This window comes from Streptomyces sp. NPDC052701 (assembly GCF_040678355.1).
In the GTDB taxonomy this organism is placed as follows: domain Bacteria; phylum Actinomycetota; class Actinomycetes; order Streptomycetales; family Streptomycetaceae; genus Streptomyces.
Genome location: NZ_JBFATO010000032.1, coordinates 1 through 17,428, shown reverse-complemented (window position 1 = coordinate 17,428; position 17,428 = coordinate 1). Strand labels below are relative to the sequence as shown.

The following is a 17,428-nucleotide window of genomic DNA, read 5'->3' as shown; positions in this document are numbered from 1 at the left end:
GCCGCTCAGTGCGTGCCGAGCGTGTCCGCGGCCTCGACCTCTTCGCGGGTGATGCCCAGCAGGTACAGGACCGTGTCCAGGAAGGGGAAGTTCACCGCGGTGTGCGCCGCCTGGCGTACCACGGGCTTGGCGTTGAAGGCGACGCCGAGACCGGCCGCGTTGAGCATGTCCAGGTCGTTGGCGCCGTCCCCGATGGCCACCGTCTGCGACAGCGGCACGCCCGCCTCGGCGGCGAACCGGCGCAGCAGCCGCGCCTTGCCCGCCCGGTCGACGATCTCGCCGGTGACCCGGCCGGTGAGCTTCCCGTCGACGATCTCCAGCGTGTTGGCCTGGGCGAAGTCCAGCCCCAGCCGCTCCTTCAGATCGTCGGTGACCTGGGTGAACCCGCCCGAGACCACACCCACCTGGTAGCCGAGCCGCTTCAGCGTGCGGATCAGGGTCCGGGCGCCCGGTGTCAGCCGCACCTCGCTGCGCACCTTGTCCACCACGGAGGCGTCGAGTCCCTCCAGCAGTGCCACGCGCGCGTGCAGCGACTGCTCGAAGTCCAGCTCCCCGCGCATCGCGGCCGCCGTCACCTCGGCGACCTTGTCCTCGCAGCCGGCGTGCGCCGCGAAGAGCTCGATCACCTCGTCCTGGATGAGCGTCGAGTCCACGTCCATGACGACCAGGCGCTGGGCCCGCCGGTACAGGCCGGCCGCGACGACCGCCACGTCGATGCCGAGCTTCGCCGCGTCGGTCGCCAAAGCGGTGCGCAGCGGTTCGGTCTCCACGCCGGACACCGCGAACTCGACCGCCGTGACCGGGTACTTGGCGAGCCGGAAGATACGGTCGATGTTGCCGCCGGCCCGGGTGATCCGGGCGGCGACGGCCGCCGTCGCCTCGGCGGTGAGCGGGTGGCCGAGCACGGTGACCAGGGAGCGGCCGAGACCGCGCGGACGGTTGTCGCCGAGGCCGGAGATGACCTCCGCCTGCATCTTCATCGAGCCCGCCCAGCTGTGGACGGTCGCCCGCAGGTCGCCCTCCAGCCCCTCGGGCGGCTCGGTCACGAGCGCGCACAGCACCATCCGGCCCCGGGTGACGACCTGCTCGATGTCGACCACGTCGACGGAGTAGGCGGCGAGGGTGTCGAAGAGGCCGGCCGTGATGCCCGGCCTGTCCTTGCCGAAGATCTTGACCAGGAGAGTGGGAACGTCGGAGGTCTGCGAAGCGCTCATGGTGTTTCCACCGTATCCGGCACGCGGTGCCCTTCGCCGCCCAGGTCCGTCTGGCGGACAGCGAACAGTGGGTGTCGAGTCGGTGGCCTGCGCCCCACGTGCCGGTCCCGCCCCCGCCGGCCGTGACAAGCCCCCTGACCTCGATGCCCACCCGCAAGGGGAGGACGCCGGATCACCGCCTTCCGCCCGGCCTCCGCGGCGGGGGCGGCGGTGGCGGCGGGGGAGGGGGAGGCGGGGGCGGTGGCCCGTCGTCCGGGCGCGGAGGCGGCCCGAGCGGCCGCACCACCGTGGGAGCCCCGTGCACGTCGTCGTGCACGTCGTCGTGCACGCCGCCGTGCGGGTCGGCGGGCATGGCGTCGTACACGGCGCCGTCGCCGGCATCCGACGGCCCACCGTCCGGCTGCCGCTCGCCGGGAGGCCCGCTTCCGCCGGCCGGACGGGTCCGACCGGGGTGGCGGGGCTCGTCGGGGTGCCGAAGGCGGTCTGGCGGCCGGGCCCCGCCCGGTCGCCAGGACGGGCCGGGCGGCCGCGCCCCGCGCGACCCCGGGAGCTCCTCGGACACCCCGGGGAGCTCCCCGGGCCGCGCGTCCTGCGGTTCCCGGAACTCCTGCGGATCCCGGAGTTCCCCCACGTCCCGGAGTTCCTCCGGCATCCGCAGATACGGATTGGTCGCCGGGTTCGGCGGCCGGTACGGCGCGCCCGGCGCATACGGCCCGGACCGCGTCCCGTCCCCCGGACCCCCGGCACCCTCCACGCCCCCGGCGGGCCGAGCGGCCCCGGCGTGTTCCGGATGCCGCGGAGCCCGCCCGCCGGGCCCCGCCCCTCCGGCAGCCGGCACCGCGGCCACCCCCGTACCCGCCCCCGCACCGCCCCGGGCCAGGGGCGCCGCACCGCGCCCCGCCGCTCCGCTCGCCCAGGCCAGCAACGCCCCCGCGGCGCCCGCCCCCGCACCCCACAGAGCGCCCAGCAGCAGGGCCGTACCGAGGTGCCCGCGCAGCTCGAGGCCGGCGCCGAACGCGTCGAAGCCGAGCACCGACAGCGAGGCGTCCACGGACACCTCCGTCAGCCAGGCCAGCAGCGGCAGGGCCAGCGCGGTCGCGACCCCCAGCCGCAGCGCACACCGCCCCACGAAGCCGAGGGCACCGGACCCCCTTGCGCCGCCGGGTTCCGGACCCCGGGCACCACCGGAACCCCAGCCCGGCGCGCCCCCCGGATCAGCACCTCGCCCACCACCGCCGCGCCCCACCACGGACCCGGCACCCGGCGCGCCCGAAGCCCGCGCGCCCGCGTCCCGCCCACCACCGCCCCGCGCCCCCACCGGCGTCCGCACCGCCGTCAGCGTCCCCGCCAGCAGCGTCGTCAGTGCCGCCGCCGCCCCCAGCAGCCACACCCGCGCATCCAGCCCGGCCAGTCGCCCCAGCGTGAGGGCCCCGGCCGCGTCCGCCCGGAGCAGATCGTCCAGCGGGTCCGGCAGCAACCGGGCCAGTCCGCCCGCCGCCCGGCCGTCCCACGGCACGAACAGGCCGACCGGGATCCCGAGCCACACCCCGTTGGGGGCGCCGAGCAGCGCCGCGCCCGCGATCCGCCGGGGGTGGTCGTCCCCGGCGGCCGCGTACGCCGCCGCCGCGAACCCGGCCGCCACCGCCACCAGCAGCACGGTCACCACCGCCGAGGCGGCGGGCCGTACGACCCGGTGCAGGGCGTCCCAGCCGCGCGGCAGGGGAGTGCGGCGCGAGGCCAGCAGGGCGATGAGCAGGACCCCGGCCGACCAGCCCAGGCCGCCGAGCAGTGTGGGGACCGTGTCGACCGTGAAGCCGACCGTCGCCCGAGCGTCGACGAGGTCGCCGATCCGGTCCGGCAGCAGCCCTTCGACCTCCCCCAGCCCGGGGGCCTCCACGCCGCCCCCGCCCTCCGCGCCGGGCAGGCCGCCGAACCCCGGCGAGCCGCCGTCGAGGACGACGACGCCGTGCCCGGCCCGGGCCAGCCCGCCCAGCACCGCCACGAACAGCGCGACCACCGTGCCCGCGCGTGCGAGGAGTTCGGCGGGCGGGATCCCGACTCCCGCCGCGCGCAGGGACCGCAGGAAGAAGAGCGACAGCAGCAGCGCACCGGCCAGGCTCACGCCGAGTGGCGTGATCTCGACGACGGTGCTCGTCTCCGCGCCCGCCGGCCCGAACGCGGACACATCACCGGACGGTGTGACCGAACCACCCGCCCCCAGGGCCACCACCGCCGCGGTCATCGGCCCCAACGAGCCCGCCGTGTCCGCCCGCAGCAGGTGCAGGCCCAGCGCCGCCGTGCCCGCCATCCCGATCAACGCCCAGCTCACGGAGGCGATCGCGGTCAGCAGGACGTCCCCCCACGGCACGCGCGTGCCGCCCCCGGCCGTCCCGGTGCTCCCGGACGCGCTCATGGCAGACCCCCCGATCCGCGGCACGGCGTGATCGCCGTGCTTGTCCCCCTCGCGTGCTTTACCACTTTCCGGGGCGATTTCAACCCCGTCAACGGGAACGGCCGTTGCGACCGCGCCCGGCCCTCACGAGGCCCGACTTTCGGTCAGGGGGCCGAGCCTGAAATAGTTCCCCCCGATGTTCGACATCCCTAGACTCCCCATGTCGGGGGTGAATCGGGGGACAACTCAGTGGGGCATGGAGTGCCGGAACTCGTACTGGAATCAAACGGACGGACCTGGACGCTCGATCCGTCCAGGTCCTACACGCTCGGACGCGATCCGCAAGGAGACGTCGTGTTCGACGACGCCAGGGTCTCCTGGCGGCACGCCACGGTCAGTTTCAACGGCCGCAGTTGGGTCATCGAGGACCACGGCAGCACCAACGGCACGTTCGTGCAGGGGCAGCGGATCCACCATCTGGAGATCGGGGCGGGCACCGCGGTGCACCTCGGCAACGCGACCGACGGACCGCGCGTGAACCTGTCCGGCGCCGCGGCCGCCGTCGCCACGCCGCAGGCACAGCCCCTGCAGCAGCCGTACGCCGCCCAGGGAGCGAACCCCGGCTGGCCGCAGCAGGTCCCCGCCCAGCAGGCGCCGCAGGCCGGCTGGCAGCAGCCGCAGCAGGCCGCCGCGCACTTCCCGCAGCAGCAGGGCGGCCCGGCGCAGCAGGTGCCCGGTGGTGTCGCGGGGGCGCCGCCGGCCCACGGCGACCGCAGCCCCACCATGCTCCACCAGTTCTCGCTCGGCCGCGTGATGCGCATCGGCCGTGCCCTGGAGAACGACCTGGTCGTCTCCGACCTGCAGGTCTCCCGCAACCACGCCGAGTTCCACGCCACGCCCGACGGCCGTTTCGAGATCCGCGACCTGGGCTCGCACAACGGCACGTACGTCAACGGCCAGCCCATCCCCAAGGGCGGCTCGCAGCTGCTCGGCCCGACCGACGTCGTCGGCGTCGGCCACTCGACGTTCCGGATCGTCGGCGACCGGCTGGAGGAGTTCGTCGACACCGGTGAGGTGTCCTTCTCCGCCCGCCACCTGACCGTCACCGTCGACGGCGGCAAGCAGATCCTCAAGGACGTCTCCTTCGGCGTCCCCGAGAAGTCGCTGATCGCGGTCATCGGCCCGTCCGGCTCCGGCAAGTCGACCCTGCTCAAGGCGCTCACCGGCTACCGTCCGGCCGACCAGGGCGAGGTCCTCTACGACAACCGGAACCTCTACAAGCAGTTCGCCGAACTGCGCCAGCGCATCGGCCTGGTCCCGCAGGACGACATCCTGCACAAGGAACTGACCGTCAAGAAGGCCCTCAAGTACGCGGCCAAGCTGCGCTTCCCGGCCGACACCACGGCCGCCGAGCGCGACTCCCGCATCGACGAGGTGCTGCGCGAGCTGAAGCTCGACATCCACAAGGACAAGAAGGTCACCTCCCTCTCCGGCGGCCAGCGCAAGCGCGTCTCGGTGGCCCTGGAACTGCTCACCAAGCCGTCGCTGATCTTCCTGGACGAGCCGACCTCCGGCCTGGACCCGGGCATGGACCGCGACGTCATGCAGCTGCTGCGCGGCCTCGCCGACGACGGCCGCACCGTCCTCGTCGTCACCCACTCCGTGGCCGAGCTGGCGCTGTGCGACAAGCTGCTGGTGATGGCGCCGGGCGGCGCGGTCGCCTACTTCGGCCCGCCCGAGGAGGCGCTGAACTTCTTCGGCTACGACACCTGGGCCGACGTCTTCTCCGCCTTCGAGAACTACCGCGACTACGACTGGGCGGGCCGCTGGAAGGGCTCGCAGCACTACCAGATGTACGCCGCGGACATCGACGCCGTCGCCCCGCAGTCCGTACAGGTCGCGCCGATGCAGGCGATGCGGCCGCCGAAACCGCAGGGCTGGATGTCGCAGTTCGTCACGCTGGTGCGCCGCTACGTCTCGGTGATCGCCTCCGACAAGGGCTTTCTCGCCCTGATGGTGATCCTGCCGGCCGTGCTCGGCGCGGTGAGCCTGCTCATCGACGCGGACCGGGGCCTGCTGCCCAGCCCGCCCAACCCGCAGACCGGTCGGCTCGTCCCCAACGGCACGGCCACCACGGTCCTGCTGATCCTCGCGGTCGGCGCCTGCTTCGCGGGCGCGGCGAACTCCGTCCGCGAGCTGATCAAGGAACGGGTCATCTACGAGCGGGAGCGCGCCACCGGCCTGTCCCGCTCGGCGTACCTGATGTCCAAGGTGTTCGTGCTCGGTGTGATCACCGTGCTCCAGGGCCTGATGGTCGGCGTCATCGGCTTCGCCAGCCGGGAGATCCCCGAGGAGGGACTGCTCCTCGGCGGCGCCACGCTCGTCGAGCTCTCCCTGCCGATCATGGCGCTGGGCTTCACCTCGATGATGTTCGGCCTGATCATCTCGTCGCTCGTCAAGACGGCCGAGAAGACCATGCCGCTGCTGGTCATGTTCGCGATCATCCAGGTCGTCTTCACCGGCTGCCTGTTCGCGCTGCACGGCTCGGTCGGCGTCAACCAGTTCTCGTTCCTGATGCCGTCGCGCTGGGCGGTGGCCGCCGCGGGCGCCACGCTGGACTTCAACAAGATCAGCCCGCCCGAGACCGCCGGTGACACCGACCCGCTGTGGGACCACACCCTGGGCACCTGGCTCCTGGACATGGGCGCGCTGATCGCCCTCGGCGTGGTCTGCGGCTTCTTCGTGGCCCGCTTCCTGCGCCGTCACGAGCCGGAGGTCATGCGCAAGTAGTCACGGTCCCACGGCGCGGTCGCCGTCGTGGGGCCCCGAAGGGCGGCACCCGTCAGGAGGGTGCCGCCCTTCGGCGTCCGTGATCGCGAGAAGAGGTCCGCGCCGACCTCAGTACGCGCTGTTGACGTTGTCCATGGAGCCGTACCGGTCGGCCGCGTAGTTGCAGGCGGCGGTGATGTTGGCGACCGGGTCGTAGATGTTCCAGGACGTGCCGGGGACGTGGTAGGCCTGGAAGGTCGGCGGGATGACCTGCAGGAGGCCCTTGGACGGAACGCCGTTGATGGCGTTGATGTCCCAGTTGTTGATGGCGTTCGGATTGCCGGAGGACTCCCGCATGATGTTGCGGTGGATGCCCTCGTAGGAGCCCGGGATGCCGTGCTTCTTCATGATGTCGAGGGACTCGCGGATCCAGCCGTCGAGGTTGTCCGGGTAGCTCTTGGCGACGGCCTTCTTGATCGTGGCGCGCTGGACGGTGCGGCTCGCGGCGGCCTCGGCCCTGCGCTCCTGCTCGGCCTTCTTCCGCGCGGCCTCGGCGGCGGCCTTCTTCTTGGCGGCCTGCTCGGCGGCGGCCTTCTTCGCCGCGGCCTTCTTCTGCGCGATCTGCTCGGCCTTCAGGCTGGCACCGGCGAGCTGGTCGGTGACGCTGGCCTTGACGTCCTTGATCTGCTCGGAGTCGATCTTCTCGGAGCTGATCGCCACCTGAGCCGCGGGAGCGGTCTCCGCCGTGGTCGTCGACGCGCCACCGGGAACCGCCGAGAAACCGAGCGCGGCGGCGCCGAGGGTGGCGACACCGGCCATGGCGATCTTCTGGTGCCGGGTCACGGCGCGGTTGCGGACACGACTGAGAAGGTTTTCGAGCATGGGAAAGGGACCTCTTCGAATAGCGCGGAGGTCGCTCTACGTCCGGTGGGGACAGGGGTGCTTCCGGCACAAACGCCGCGGACTGAACCCGCGGCGCTGAGCGACGGGAGCAATTCTTAGCTGGCGCAAAAACGCGAGGCAAAGGTGTGACGTACGAAGCCGGGTAGTGGATCAGGGAAGGGTGAAACGGGACAGATCGCCCAATCCTTCCCGGTCAAAAAGGACGCTTCGCCTCCTATTGCCCTTCGTACGTGACCTGCGCCCTATGGGCGGGCTCACATCGAGCGCATGAACACCTCACCGCCAGTTGCTGGAGCAATGCTCTGTGTGAGGGTTTTCCTCCGGCGGGACGAGGGGGACGTCTCCGGACTCGTGCCGCAGGGGGCGCCCGCGCGTCGCCTCCTCGTACCCGCGCCCGATCGCCGCACGCCCCGCGACCGCCTCCGGCACCGGCGGATCGACGCCGCCTGGGCCGCCGGGCCGGGCGTCCGTGACATCACCGGGCAGGGCCGTCACGCGCGTGCCCTGCGCGGACACCGCCCCGGCCGCCTCCTCCAGCGCCCGCGCCCCTCCAGTGCCCGCGCCCCTCCGGCGTCCGGCACCAGGTCCCGGCCGCGCGCGGCCGGCGCCTCGGCGAGCGCCCGTCCCAGCCCGTTCGAAGCCCCCGTGACGATCGTCACCGGCCGGGCGTGCGCCCCTCGTCCCGATCGGCGTGCCCCGACCCGGGAACGGGACCGCCCCGGCCGCCTCGGGCGCGGGCCGCGGCGCGCCGGGTCCCCTCGTCCTGATCCGCCGGCCCGCGCCCCGGGGCCCGCGCCGCCACCCCGGGCCGGCGGACCCGCGACCCGCGACCCGCGACCCGGGACCCGGGACCCGGGACCTCGGTCCTAGGCCCACCGGCGCAGCCGGCGGCCGTCACGGGTCCGATCCGCGATGCCGCGGCCCGCCGGTACCGTGAGGACATGAGCCACGGTCCCCGGTCCGGCCTCGCCGCGGTGAGCTCCGCGCTGCTGGCCATGAGCAGGCATCTGGAGGTGCGCGACGTCCTCAAGACGATCGTCGCCTCGGCCCGCGAACTGCTCGACGCGCAGTACGCCGCGCTCGGCGTCCCGGACGACCACGGCGGCTTCGCCCAGTTCGTGGTCGACGGCGTCAGCGACGAGCAGTGGAGGGCCATCGGTCCCCTCCCGCGCCAGCACGGCATCCTCGCCGCGATGCTGCGCGACGCCAGGATCGAGCGCCTCGCCGACGTCCGCCGGGACCCCCGCTTCGAGGGCTGGCCGAGCGCCCACCCCGACCTGGCCGACTTCCTGGGCCTGCCCATCCGCGACGGCGACGAGGTCATCGGGGCGCTGTTCCTGGCGAACAAGAACTGCCCGAAACCCGACGGCGGATGCGGCTTCACCGCCGACGACGAGGAACTGCTCGGCATCCTCGCCCAGCACGCGGCGATCGCCCTCACCAACGCCCGGCTCTACGAACGCAGCCGCGAACTGACCATCGCCGAGGAGCGCTCCCGCCTCGCCCACGAGCTCCACGACGCCGTCAGCCAGAAGCTCTTCTCGCTGCGGCTGACCGCCCAGGCCGCCGCCCGCCTGGTGGACCGCGACCCCTCCCGCGCCAAGGGCGAACTCCAGCAGGTGGCCGCTCTGGCCGCCGAGGCCGCCGACGAACTGCGCGCCGCGGTGGTCGAGTTGCGCCCCGCCGCCCTCGACGAGGACGGCCTCGTCGCCACCCTGCGCACCCAGGTGCAGGTCCTCGACCGTGCCCACAGCGCGCGCGTGACCTTCACCGGCCGGGGCGTACGGGCGCTGCCCGCCGCCCAGGAGGAGGCCGTCCTGCGCGTCGCCCAGGAGGCCCTGCACAACGCCCTGCGGCACTCCGGCGCGGAACGCGTCGACGTGACCCTGGAGCGCCGCGGACCCGGGGCCGTCCTGCGGGTCACCGACGACGGCAGCGGTTTCGACCCCCGGGCGGTCCGCCGCGCGGGACGCCACCTGGGCCTGGTCTCCATGCGGGACCGGGCGAGCGGGGTCGGCGGCAGGCTGACGGTGGAATCGGCGCCCGGCAAGGGCACCACGATCGAGATGGAGGTCCCCGGTGGCTGACACAATCAAGGTGCTGCTCGTCGACGACCACCAGGTGGTCCGCCGGGGCCTGCGCACGTTCCTGGAGGTGCAGGACGACATCGAGGTCGTCGGGGAGGCGGCCGACGGCGCGGAGGGGGTAGCCCGTGCCGAGGAGCTGAAGCCCGACGTCATCCTGATGGACGTCAAGATGCCGGGCATGGACGGCGTCGAGGCGCTGCGCAGACTGCGCGAACTCGACCACCCCGCGCGCGTGCTGATCGTCACCAGCTTCACCGAACAGCGCACGGTGGTCCCCGCCCTGCGCGCGGGCGCCGCCGGATACGTCTACAAGGACGTCGACCCCGACGCACTCGCCGGAGCCATCCGCTCGGTCCACGCCGGCCACATCCTCCTGCAGCCCGAGGTCGCCGGCGCCCTGCTGTCCCAGGAGGAGGCCAACTCCGGCCAGGGCAGGGCCGGTTCCCTGACGGAACGGGAGCGCGAGGTGCTCGGCCTGATAGCGGACGGCCGCTCCAACCGGGAGATCGCCCGCGCACTGGTCCTCTCCGAGAAGACCGTCAAGACGCACGTCTCGAACATCCTGATGAAACTCGACCTGGCGGACCGCACCCAGGCCGCCCTGTGGGCCGTACGACACGGTCTGTCCGGGTGACGACCGCCTCCGGAGCGATAAGACGGCAATACGGAAGGTTCCCCTCCGGGCCGAGATTCATACCGTCGTGGGAATGTCACCCACTTGGCGCACCCTCCGGCGATCCCCGCCGTTCTCCAGTGCGTGCCGCGGCGCCTGCCGCGGCGATCGCAAGGAGGGCTCAGAAGTGAAGAACCTGAAGAAGGCGGCGGCCGTGACGATGATGGCCGGCGGTCTGCTCGCCGCCGGCGCCGGGATGGCCTCCGCCACCGACGGCGCGCACGCCGACGGCCAGGCCGTGGGCTCCCCGGGCGTCGCCTCGGGCAACCTGGTCCAGGTCCCGGTGGACGTCCCGGTCAACGTCTCGGGCGACAGCGTCAACGTCATCGGCGTGCTGAACCCCGCCTTCGGCAACCTCGCCGTCAACCGCTGACGCGCACCTCCCTCTCCGGGCCGGAGGTGACCACCGGCCTCCGGGCACGCCCCGGGGGCCGGTCAGGTGCACCGACGGCCGGGACACCGACGGCCGGGACACGGGCGGCCGGGTCCGTGCTCCGCGGGCATCCGTGCCGCGGGACGGCAGGGACGGGCGCGGGCGGCACCCTGCAGCGCCGGACCGCCTCAACCCGCCTCCGGGCCGCAGCGCCCGGCGCGGGCGGACGAACGCTCAGCGCGCCCCCCGCTCCCGCTCCTCCACCACCGAGTTGTACGCGGCGACCTGCGCCCGCCGGGCCGTCCGCTCCACCGGCCGCAGCGCCTCCCGCCGCGCCCCCATCTCGGACGCGCTCACCGCGCCCCCGTGCCCGCTCCCGGCCGCCAGCGAGACCAGCGCCCCCACCCGCTGCGCGAGCTCCAGCACCCGCACCGCCCGCGGCGGATACCCGGGCGCCAGCACCTCCCGCCCCGGCGCGGACCGCGCCCGGTAGGCCTCGACCGCCGCCTCCGCCACCGGCCCCGACCCGGCCACGTCCAGCCGCGTGAGCGTCTCGGTCGCCTCCCGCAGCGCCTCCGCCAGTTCCCGCTCGGCCTCCCCGAGCGAGGGCACGTCGGCGGGCGGCGCCTCCCGCACCGGCAGGCAGTGCCACACCACCTCGACGTGCACGTCACCCTCGGGCCCGGCCTCGTCCACCTCCGGCACCAGCCCGAACGCGGCGCCGTGACAGACGACCGCCTCCTGCGCGTCCAGCGCCCGCGCGTTGAACTCCGGCGGTCCGCTCAGCCCCAGCGGATGCCCGGGCGCCGGCAGCGCCACCCGCAGCCCGGTCGCCCCGAGCGTCCGCAGCCGCCCCAGCGCGAGCGTGAGACCGACCGGCGCCGGCTCGCCGGGCAACCCCGCGACCCGGTGCACCGCGTCCTCGCCCACGATCGCGAAGACGGCGTCGTCCGGGGAGACGAGGCCGGCGAGAAGGGCGTTTCCCCAAGCGGCCAGACGGCCTGAGCGTGGTTCCGAGAGCATGCCCCCACCCTAAGGACCGGACCGATGGAATGGAGGAGCCGGCCGGTGGCGTAGATTTCCTTGAGGGCTGCGCCCAGCGGCGCGGCGGACCGAGCCACAGGCGTACGCGACAGCCGAGACCGGCCACACTGCAAGGGGAGACAACGCGCTCATGAGCGATGTTCTGGAACTTCAGGACGTATCCGTCATCCGTGAGGGCCGAGCGCTGGTGGACCAGGTCTCCTGGTCGGTCAAGGAGGGCGAACGCTGGGTCATCCTCGGCCCCAACGGCGCCGGCAAGACCACCCTCCTCAACGTCGCCTCCACCTACCTCTTCCCCAGCAAGGGCACCGCGTCCGTCCTCGGCGAGACCCTCGGCAGGCCCGGCAGCGACGTCTTCGAGCTGCGCCCGCGCATCGGCATGGCCGGCATCGCCATGGCCGACAAGCTGCCCAAGCGCCAGACCGTCCTGCAGACCGTCCTGACCGCCGCGTACGGCATGACCGCCACCTGGCACGAGGACTACGAGGAGATCGACGAGCAGCGCGCCCGCGCCTTCCTCGACCGCCTCGGCATGAACGACTACCTCGACCGCAGGTTCGGCACCCTCTCCGAGGGCGAGCGCAAGCGCACCCTCATCGCCCGGGCCCTGATGACCGACCCCGAGCTGCTGCTGCTCGACGAACCCGCCGCCGGCCTCGACCTCGGCGGCCGCGAGGACCTCGTGCGCCGGCTCGGCCGCCTCGCCCGCGACCCCATCGCCCCCTCGATGATCATGGTCACCCACCATGTCGAGGAGATCCCCCCGGGCTTCACCCACGTCCTGATGATCCGCCAGGGCAAGGTCCTCGCCGCCGGCCCGCTGGAGCTCGAACTCACCTCCCGCAACCTCTCCCTGTGCTTCGGCCTCCCGCTCGTCGTCGAACAGATGGGCGACCGCTGGACCGCCCAGGGCCTCCCGCTCTCCTGAACCGCCCCCACATCCCCCGTCCCACATCCCGCAAGACGCCGAACGGCAAAGCCTTTTCCGACTGATCGGCGCCCTGTCCGCGACAGGGCCCGCGGACCTACCATGACCGTGTGGACATCGACGCATGGGTGTGGTGGCTGACCGGCGCGGCGGCGCTCGGCATCGGGCTCGTCATCACCGCGATGCCCGAACTGGGCATGCTCGCGGTGGGCGCCGTCGCGGCCGCCGTGGTCGCCGGTGTCTTCGGCGGCGGCGCCGTCCTGCAGGTCGTGGCGTTCGTCCTCGTGTCGACCGCGCTCATCGCCGTCGTACGGCCCATCGCCAACCGGCACCGCGCCCAGCGCCCCCGACTCGTCACCGGTGTGGAGGCGTTGAAGGGCAGGCAGGCCGTGGTCCTGGAGCGTGTCGACGGCTCCGGCGGCCGCATCAAGCTCGCCGGAGAGGTCTGGTCGGCACGCGCCCTCGACACCGACCGCTCCTACGAAGTGGGGCGGGAAGTGGACGTCGTGGACATCGAGGGAGCCACGGCGATCGTCATGTGACCTCGTACGACGCAACTGAGCGGAACGACCCACGAGTTGCACGACGGTCTGTCAGACTCGACGAGCAAGATCCTCAACTGCGAGATCTTCAACGGACACAAGATCTGCCGAAGGCGCCGAGGCGGAGAAGGGTACGGGGAGCCGACGATGCAACCGGTCATCATCGTCCTGATCATCCTGGTGGTGTTGGTCTTCATCGCCTTGATCAAGACGATCCAAGTCATCCCACAGGCCAGCGCGGCCATCGTCGAGCGCTTCGGCCGCTACACGCGGACGCTGAACGCGGGCCTGAACATCGTCGTCCCGTTCATCGACACCATCCGCAACCGCATCGACCTGCGCGAACAGGTCGTCCCGTTCCCGCCGCAGCCGGTGATCACCCAGGACAACCTGGTCGTCAACATCGACACCGTCATCTACTACCAGGTGACCGACGCCCGGGCCGCGACGTACGAGGTCGCCAGCTACATCCAGGCGATCGAGCAGCTCACCGTCACCACGCTCCGCAACATCATCGGCGGCATGGACCTGGAACGCACCCTGACCTCCCGCGAGGAGATCAACGCGGCCCTGCGCGGCGTCCTGGACGAAGCCACCGGCAAGTGGGGCATCCGCGTCAACCGCGTCGAACTCAAGGCGATCGAACCGCCCACCTCCATCCAGGACTCGATGGAGAAGCAGATGCGCGCCGACCGCGACAAGCGCGCCGCGATCCTCCAGGCCGAGGGCGTCCGGCAGTCCGAGATCCTGCGCGCCGAGGGCGAGAAGCAGTCCCAGATCCTGCGCGCCGAGGGCGAGGCCAAGGCCGCCGCCCTGCGCGCCGAGGGCGAGGCCCAGGCCGTCCGCACGGTCTTCGAGGCGATCCACGCCGGCGACCCGGACCAGAAGCTGCTCTCCTACCAGTACCTCCAGATGCTCCCGAAGATCGCCGAGGGCGACGCCAACAAGCTCTGGATCGTCCCCAGCGAGATCGGCGACGCCCTCAAGGGCCTGTCCGGCGCCATGGGCAACTTCGGCGGCATGGGCGGCGGCTCGGGCGGCCACGGGGCATCGGGGTCCTCCGCCAACGGCGGCTCGGAGCGCCGGGAGAAGCCGTCGATCGACTGAGCCGGCCCTGAAGCACACGTTCCCCGCGCCCCACTTCAAGGGCGCGGGGAACTGCGCGAGCACCTTCGCGCGGCCCGCGGCCGCGACACGGCCCGAACGCGGCAGACGCTATGCGGCGTCCAGGGTCAGCCAGTCCGGCAGCGTCTCGAGGTCCTCCTGCCCGAGCGCCAGCAGCATCGCATCCGCCGGAGTCGGCTCGAACGGCTGCCGCAGCAGCGTCATCCCGGCCTCCTCCGGAGTCCGGTTCGCCTTGCGGTGGTTGTCCTCCGCGCACGCGGCCACCGTGTTCAGCCAGGTGTCCCCGCCCCCCTGCGACCGCGGCAGCACGTGGTCCACGGTCGTCGCCCGCCTGCCGCAGTACGCGCACCGGTGCCGGTCCCGGACCAGCACCCCCCGCCTCGACCACGGAGCTCGTCTTCGGAACGGCACCCGTACGTACTTGCAGAGCCGGATCACACGGGGCGCCGGTATGTCGACCGCGGCTCCACGCATCCGCAGTTCGGGATGGGCCTGCTCGACGACGGCCTTGTCCTGCAGCACCAGAACGACGGCTCGGTTCAGCGTCACCGTCGACAGCGGCTCGAAGCTCGCGTTCAGCACCAGCGTGTCCCGCATACCAGCCCACCTCCCGTGTGCCCTGGCCCACCCCTCGGCGGGCTGGGACCAACTCTGGCCGGGCACGCCGGGATGGACAACGCAATATCTGCTGCTCCACGGGGGTGCCCCCGCGCCCCGGCAACAAAAATGCCCGCCTCCGATCACTTCCAAGACCAGAGGCGGGCAAACGTTCAATGAACGCCGGGATGACCCGAGGACCGGCTCAGCCCTCGGCGGGCACCTCGTACTCACCGATCAGCTGGGCCCGCGCGATCGTGTGGAACCGCAGGTTGAAGCCCACCACGGCGGGCGTGGCCTCCGCGTCCGGACCGAGCTTCTCCCGGTCCACGGCATACACCGTGAACACGTACCGGTGCGGCCCGTCCCCGGGCGGCGGCGCGGCACCGCCGAAGTCCTTGGTGCCGTAGTCGTTGCGCACCTGGACGGCGCCCTCGGGCAGCCCCTCGAACGCGCCGCTGCCCGCACCGGCCGGCAGCTCGGTCACCGAGGCCGGGATGTCGAACACCACCCAGTGCCAGAACCCGCTGCCCGTCGGGGCGTCCGGGTCGTAGCAGGTCACGGCGAAGCTCTTGGTCTCGGCCGGGAAGCCCTCCCACCGCAGCTGCGGTGAGGTGTTGCCCTTCGCGTAGACCTGGGCGTCCCTGAGCGTGGCGCCCTCCCGGACGTCCTCGCTCGTGACCGTGAACGACGGCACGGGCGGATGGAAGTCGTGGGGGAGCGGCCGCCGCTTGAGCTCGGTCACCTCGGTACCTCCTGATCGGTTCCTTGCGTGGGACTCGAGCCTAGAACCAGTTGCGCTTGCTGCCGACTTCGGCCAGCCACTGGTTGAGGTACGCCGCCCAGTCGGTCCCCTGGTAGTCGTTCAGACCGACCTGGAACGAGCGGAAGGTGTCACTGCCCTCGCTGAACAGCCCCGGCTTCTTGTCCATCTCCAGCACGACGTCCATCGCGTGCTCGTCGGCCACGAAGCTCAGCTCGACCTGGTTCAGCCCCCGGTACTGCTGCGGCGGGAAGAACTCGATCTCCTGGTAGAACGGCAGCCGCTGCCGCGTACCGCGGATGACGCCGCGCTCCAGGTCCGCGTTCTTGAACCGGAAGCCAAGCTGGATGAAGGCGTCGAGAATCGCCTTCTGCGCCGGCAGCGGGTGCACATTGATCGGGTCCAGGTCACCGGAGTCCACGGCGCGCGCGATCTCCAGCTCCGTCGTCACCCCGATGCTCATGCCCCGCAGCGGCTGCCCGTCGATCACGGTGACCGGCGTCTCCCAGGGGATCTCCAGTCCGAACGGCACCGTGTGCACGGCGTTCGCCTGCAGTTCGAAGGCCCCGCCCAGCCGCTGCTTGGTGAACTCGACGTCCTGCTTGTACTCCTGGTCGCCGCTCTCCACCTCGACCTTGGCCTGCAGCCCGACCGAGAGCCCTTCGATCTGCTGGTTCACGGACCCGCCCTGGATCCGCACCTCACCCTGCACGACCCCGCCCGGGACGACGTTGACCTCGTTCAGCACCGTCTCGACCGAGGCCCCACCGGCTCCCAGGCTCGCAAGCAGCTTCTTGAACGCCATGACTCTCCCTAATTCCGAACCCGTACGTCGAAACCCTTGATCCCTACAAACGCGATCCGGCGGCGGCCGGTTCCGTGCCCCTCACCCCGGCGGGGCGGGCGTCCTGTGGCCACCCCGCCACACCCTCCGCCTCCAGTACCCTCGGACGGCATGATCGCGACCCCCGACCGTACGCCCCTGCCCAGGAAGTTCTTCGACCGCCCCGTCCTGGAGGTCGCCCCCGATCTCCTGGGCCGCATCCTCGTACGCACCACCCCGGACGGTCCGATCGCGCTCCGCCTCACGGAGGTCGAGGCCTACGACGGCCCGAACGACCCCGGCTCCCACGCCTACCGCGGCCGCACGGCCCGCAACGGCGTGATGTTCGGCCCGCCCGGCCACGTGTACGTCTACTTCACCTACGGCATGTGGTTCTGCATGAACCTGGTGTGCGGTCCGGAGGGCAGGGCGAGCGCGGTGCTGCTGCGGGCCGGCGAGATCGTCGAGGGCGCCGAGCTGGCCCGCACCCGTCGGCTCTCGGCCCGGAACGACAAGGAACTGGCCAAGGGCCCCGCCCGCCTGGCCACGGCCCTGGACGTGGACCGATCCCTGGACGGCACCGACGCCTGCGCCCCCGGCGACACCCCCCTGCGGATCCTCACGGGCACTCCCGTCCCCTCCCACCAGGTACGCAACGGACCCCGCACCGGCGTGGCCGGCGAGGGAGGCGTCCACCCCTGGCGCTTCTGGGTCGCCGACGACCCGACGGTGAGCCCGTACCGGGCCCACGTCCCGAGGCGCCGTCGAAGTTGACGCGCCCGCGGGGAGTGCGTAATGTATTCCGAGCCGCTGGACCGGGTACTGCGATCGTCAGCAGCCGGAGCGGCCAAACCACTACCAAACGATCACCCCCAGGCGGGGTCGCTTCGGGTGTGCCCGCATGCCTGAATTCGAATCCGCGAAACCCGATTATGAATCGGGCGGGGGAATCGGCTAACGTAGTGAATGTCGAAAGGCCGACAGGCGGAAGCCCTAAGCCTTACGGCGAATCCCGCCGACAGGGAATCGGATCGGAAAGATCTGGTAGAGTCGGAGACGCAAGACCGAAGGGAAGCGCCCGGAGGAAAGCCCGCGAGGGCGAGTACGAAGGAAGCGTCCGTTCCTTGAGAACTCAACAGCGTGCCAAAAGTCAACGCCAGATATGTTGATACCCCGTCCCCGGCCGGTCGGCCGG

15 protein-coding genes and 2 pseudogenes are annotated in these 17,428 nt (G+C 72.2%); 8 read left to right on the top strand and 9 right to left on the bottom strand.

Annotation, left to right across the window (positions count from 1 at the left end; translation table 11 throughout):
• Positions 1 to 5: 5 nt before the first annotated feature.
• Together serB and AB0L29_RS27805 are read right to left on the bottom strand one after the other, a co-directional pair.
• Positions 6 to 1,214, bottom strand: coding sequence for a phosphoserine phosphatase SerB (serB, locus tag AB0L29_RS27810; protein ID WP_365830690.1), 1,209 nt, complete (start codon positions 1,212 to 1,214; stop codon positions 6 to 8).
• A 172-nt stretch (positions 1,215 to 1,386) separates the two neighbouring features.
• Entirely contained in the window at positions 1,387 to 3,627 is a 2,241-nt protein-coding gene (locus AB0L29_RS27805; RefSeq protein ID WP_365830688.1) for a streptophobe family protein, read from the bottom strand.
• Between the two features lie 240 nt (positions 3,628 to 3,867).
• Between AB0L29_RS27805 and AB0L29_RS27800 the strand changes: the two genes are divergently transcribed.
• Entirely contained in the window at positions 3,868 to 6,396 is a 2,529-nt protein-coding gene (locus AB0L29_RS27800; protein ID WP_365830686.1) for an FHA domain-containing protein, read from the top strand.
• 108 nt (positions 6,397 to 6,504) lie between these two features.
• Here the strand turns inward: AB0L29_RS27800 and AB0L29_RS27795 are convergent, their stop codons facing one another.
• The 3 genes and pseudogenes from AB0L29_RS27795 to AB0L29_RS27785 all read right to left on the bottom strand — a co-directional run.
• Positions 6,505 to 7,257, bottom strand: a complete 753-nt coding sequence (locus AB0L29_RS27795) for a transglycosylase SLT domain-containing protein (RefSeq protein WP_365830684.1) — start codon at positions 7,255 to 7,257, stop codon at positions 6,505 to 6,507.
• 297 nt (positions 7,258 to 7,554) lie between these two features.
• Positions 7,555 to 7,707, bottom strand: a pseudogene (locus tag AB0L29_RS27790) (S-adenosylmethionine:tRNA ribosyltransferase-isomerase); the annotation flags it as partial.
• A gap of 36 nt (positions 7,708 to 7,743) precedes the next feature.
• Positions 7,744 to 7,937, bottom strand: a pseudogene (locus AB0L29_RS27785) (short-chain dehydrogenase); the annotation flags it as partial.
• 282 nt (positions 7,938 to 8,219) lie between these two features.
• Between AB0L29_RS27785 and AB0L29_RS27780 the strand changes: the two are divergent.
• From AB0L29_RS27780 to AB0L29_RS27770, 3 genes are all read left to right on the top strand, one after another.
• Positions 8,220 to 9,365 carry a GAF domain-containing sensor histidine kinase gene (locus AB0L29_RS27780; RefSeq protein ID WP_365830682.1) on the top strand — a complete coding sequence of 382 codons (1,146 nt, stop codon included), beginning with the start codon at positions 8,220 to 8,222 and terminating at the stop codon, positions 9,363 to 9,365.
• Positions 9,358 to 9,999 (top strand): response regulator transcription factor, encoded by a 642-nt coding sequence (locus tag AB0L29_RS27775; RefSeq protein WP_365830680.1) that lies wholly within the window; start codon positions 9,358 to 9,360, stop codon positions 9,997 to 9,999. Before AB0L29_RS27780 ends, AB0L29_RS27775 begins: the two co-directional genes overlap by 8 nt.
• A 166-nt stretch (positions 10,000 to 10,165) precedes the next feature.
• On the top strand, positions 10,166 to 10,411 hold the full coding sequence (locus tag AB0L29_RS27770; protein WP_365830678.1) for a chaplin: 246 nt from the start codon (positions 10,166 to 10,168) through the stop codon (positions 10,409 to 10,411).
• Positions 10,412 to 10,645: 234 nt separating this feature from the next.
• On the opposite strand, the gene AB0L29_RS27765 is transcribed toward AB0L29_RS27770, so the two are convergent.
• Positions 10,646 to 11,434 (bottom strand): hypothetical protein, encoded by a 789-nt coding sequence (locus AB0L29_RS27765; RefSeq protein WP_365830676.1) that lies wholly within the window; start codon positions 11,432 to 11,434, stop codon positions 10,646 to 10,648.
• Positions 11,435 to 11,585: 151 nt separating this feature from the next.
• Between AB0L29_RS27765 and AB0L29_RS27760 the strand changes: the two genes are divergently transcribed.
• From AB0L29_RS27760 to AB0L29_RS27750, 3 genes are all read left to right on the top strand, one after another.
• The gene (locus tag AB0L29_RS27760; RefSeq protein WP_365830674.1) at positions 11,586 to 12,383 is read left to right on the top strand and encodes an ABC transporter ATP-binding protein; all 798 of its coding nucleotides are present in this window, start codon (positions 11,586 to 11,588) and stop codon (positions 12,381 to 12,383) included.
• A 110-nt stretch (positions 12,384 to 12,493) separates the two neighbouring features.
• On the top strand, positions 12,494 to 12,925 hold the full coding sequence (locus AB0L29_RS27755) for an NfeD family protein (protein WP_365830672.1): 432 nt from the start codon (positions 12,494 to 12,496) through the stop codon (positions 12,923 to 12,925).
• Positions 12,926 to 13,072: 147 nt separating this feature from the next.
• Complete coding sequence (locus AB0L29_RS27750) at positions 13,073 to 14,032, top strand: SPFH domain-containing protein (RefSeq protein ID WP_365830670.1); 960 nt, start codon at positions 13,073 to 13,075, stop codon at positions 14,030 to 14,032.
• Positions 14,033 to 14,140: 108 nt separating this feature from the next.
• Here AB0L29_RS27750 and AB0L29_RS27745 read toward each other — a convergent pair whose 3' ends face one another.
• The 3 genes from AB0L29_RS27745 to AB0L29_RS27735 all read right to left on the bottom strand — a co-directional run bounded on the left by AB0L29_RS27745 (position 14,141) and on the right by AB0L29_RS27735 (position 16,215).
• Entirely contained in the window at positions 14,141 to 14,647 is a 507-nt protein-coding gene (locus AB0L29_RS27745; RefSeq protein WP_365830668.1) for an HNH endonuclease, read from the bottom strand.
• A gap of 205 nt (positions 14,648 to 14,852) precedes the next feature.
• Positions 14,853 to 15,392 (bottom strand): YbhB/YbcL family Raf kinase inhibitor-like protein, encoded by a 540-nt coding sequence (locus tag AB0L29_RS27740; RefSeq protein ID WP_365830666.1) that lies wholly within the window; start codon positions 15,390 to 15,392, stop codon positions 14,853 to 14,855.
• Positions 15,393 to 15,432: 40 nt separating this feature from the next.
• Positions 15,433 to 16,215, bottom strand: coding sequence for a sporulation protein (locus tag AB0L29_RS27735; protein ID WP_365830664.1), 783 nt, complete (start codon positions 16,213 to 16,215; stop codon positions 15,433 to 15,435).
• Positions 16,216 to 16,365: 150 nt separating this feature from the next.
• Here AB0L29_RS27735 and AB0L29_RS27730 point away from each other — a divergent pair, with 150 nt between their 5' ends.
• The gene (locus tag AB0L29_RS27730) at positions 16,366 to 17,007 is read left to right on the top strand and encodes a DNA-3-methyladenine glycosylase (protein WP_365830662.1); all 642 of its coding nucleotides are present in this window, start codon (positions 16,366 to 16,368) and stop codon (positions 17,005 to 17,007) included.
• The last annotated feature ends 421 nt before the right edge of the window (positions 17,008 to 17,428 follow it).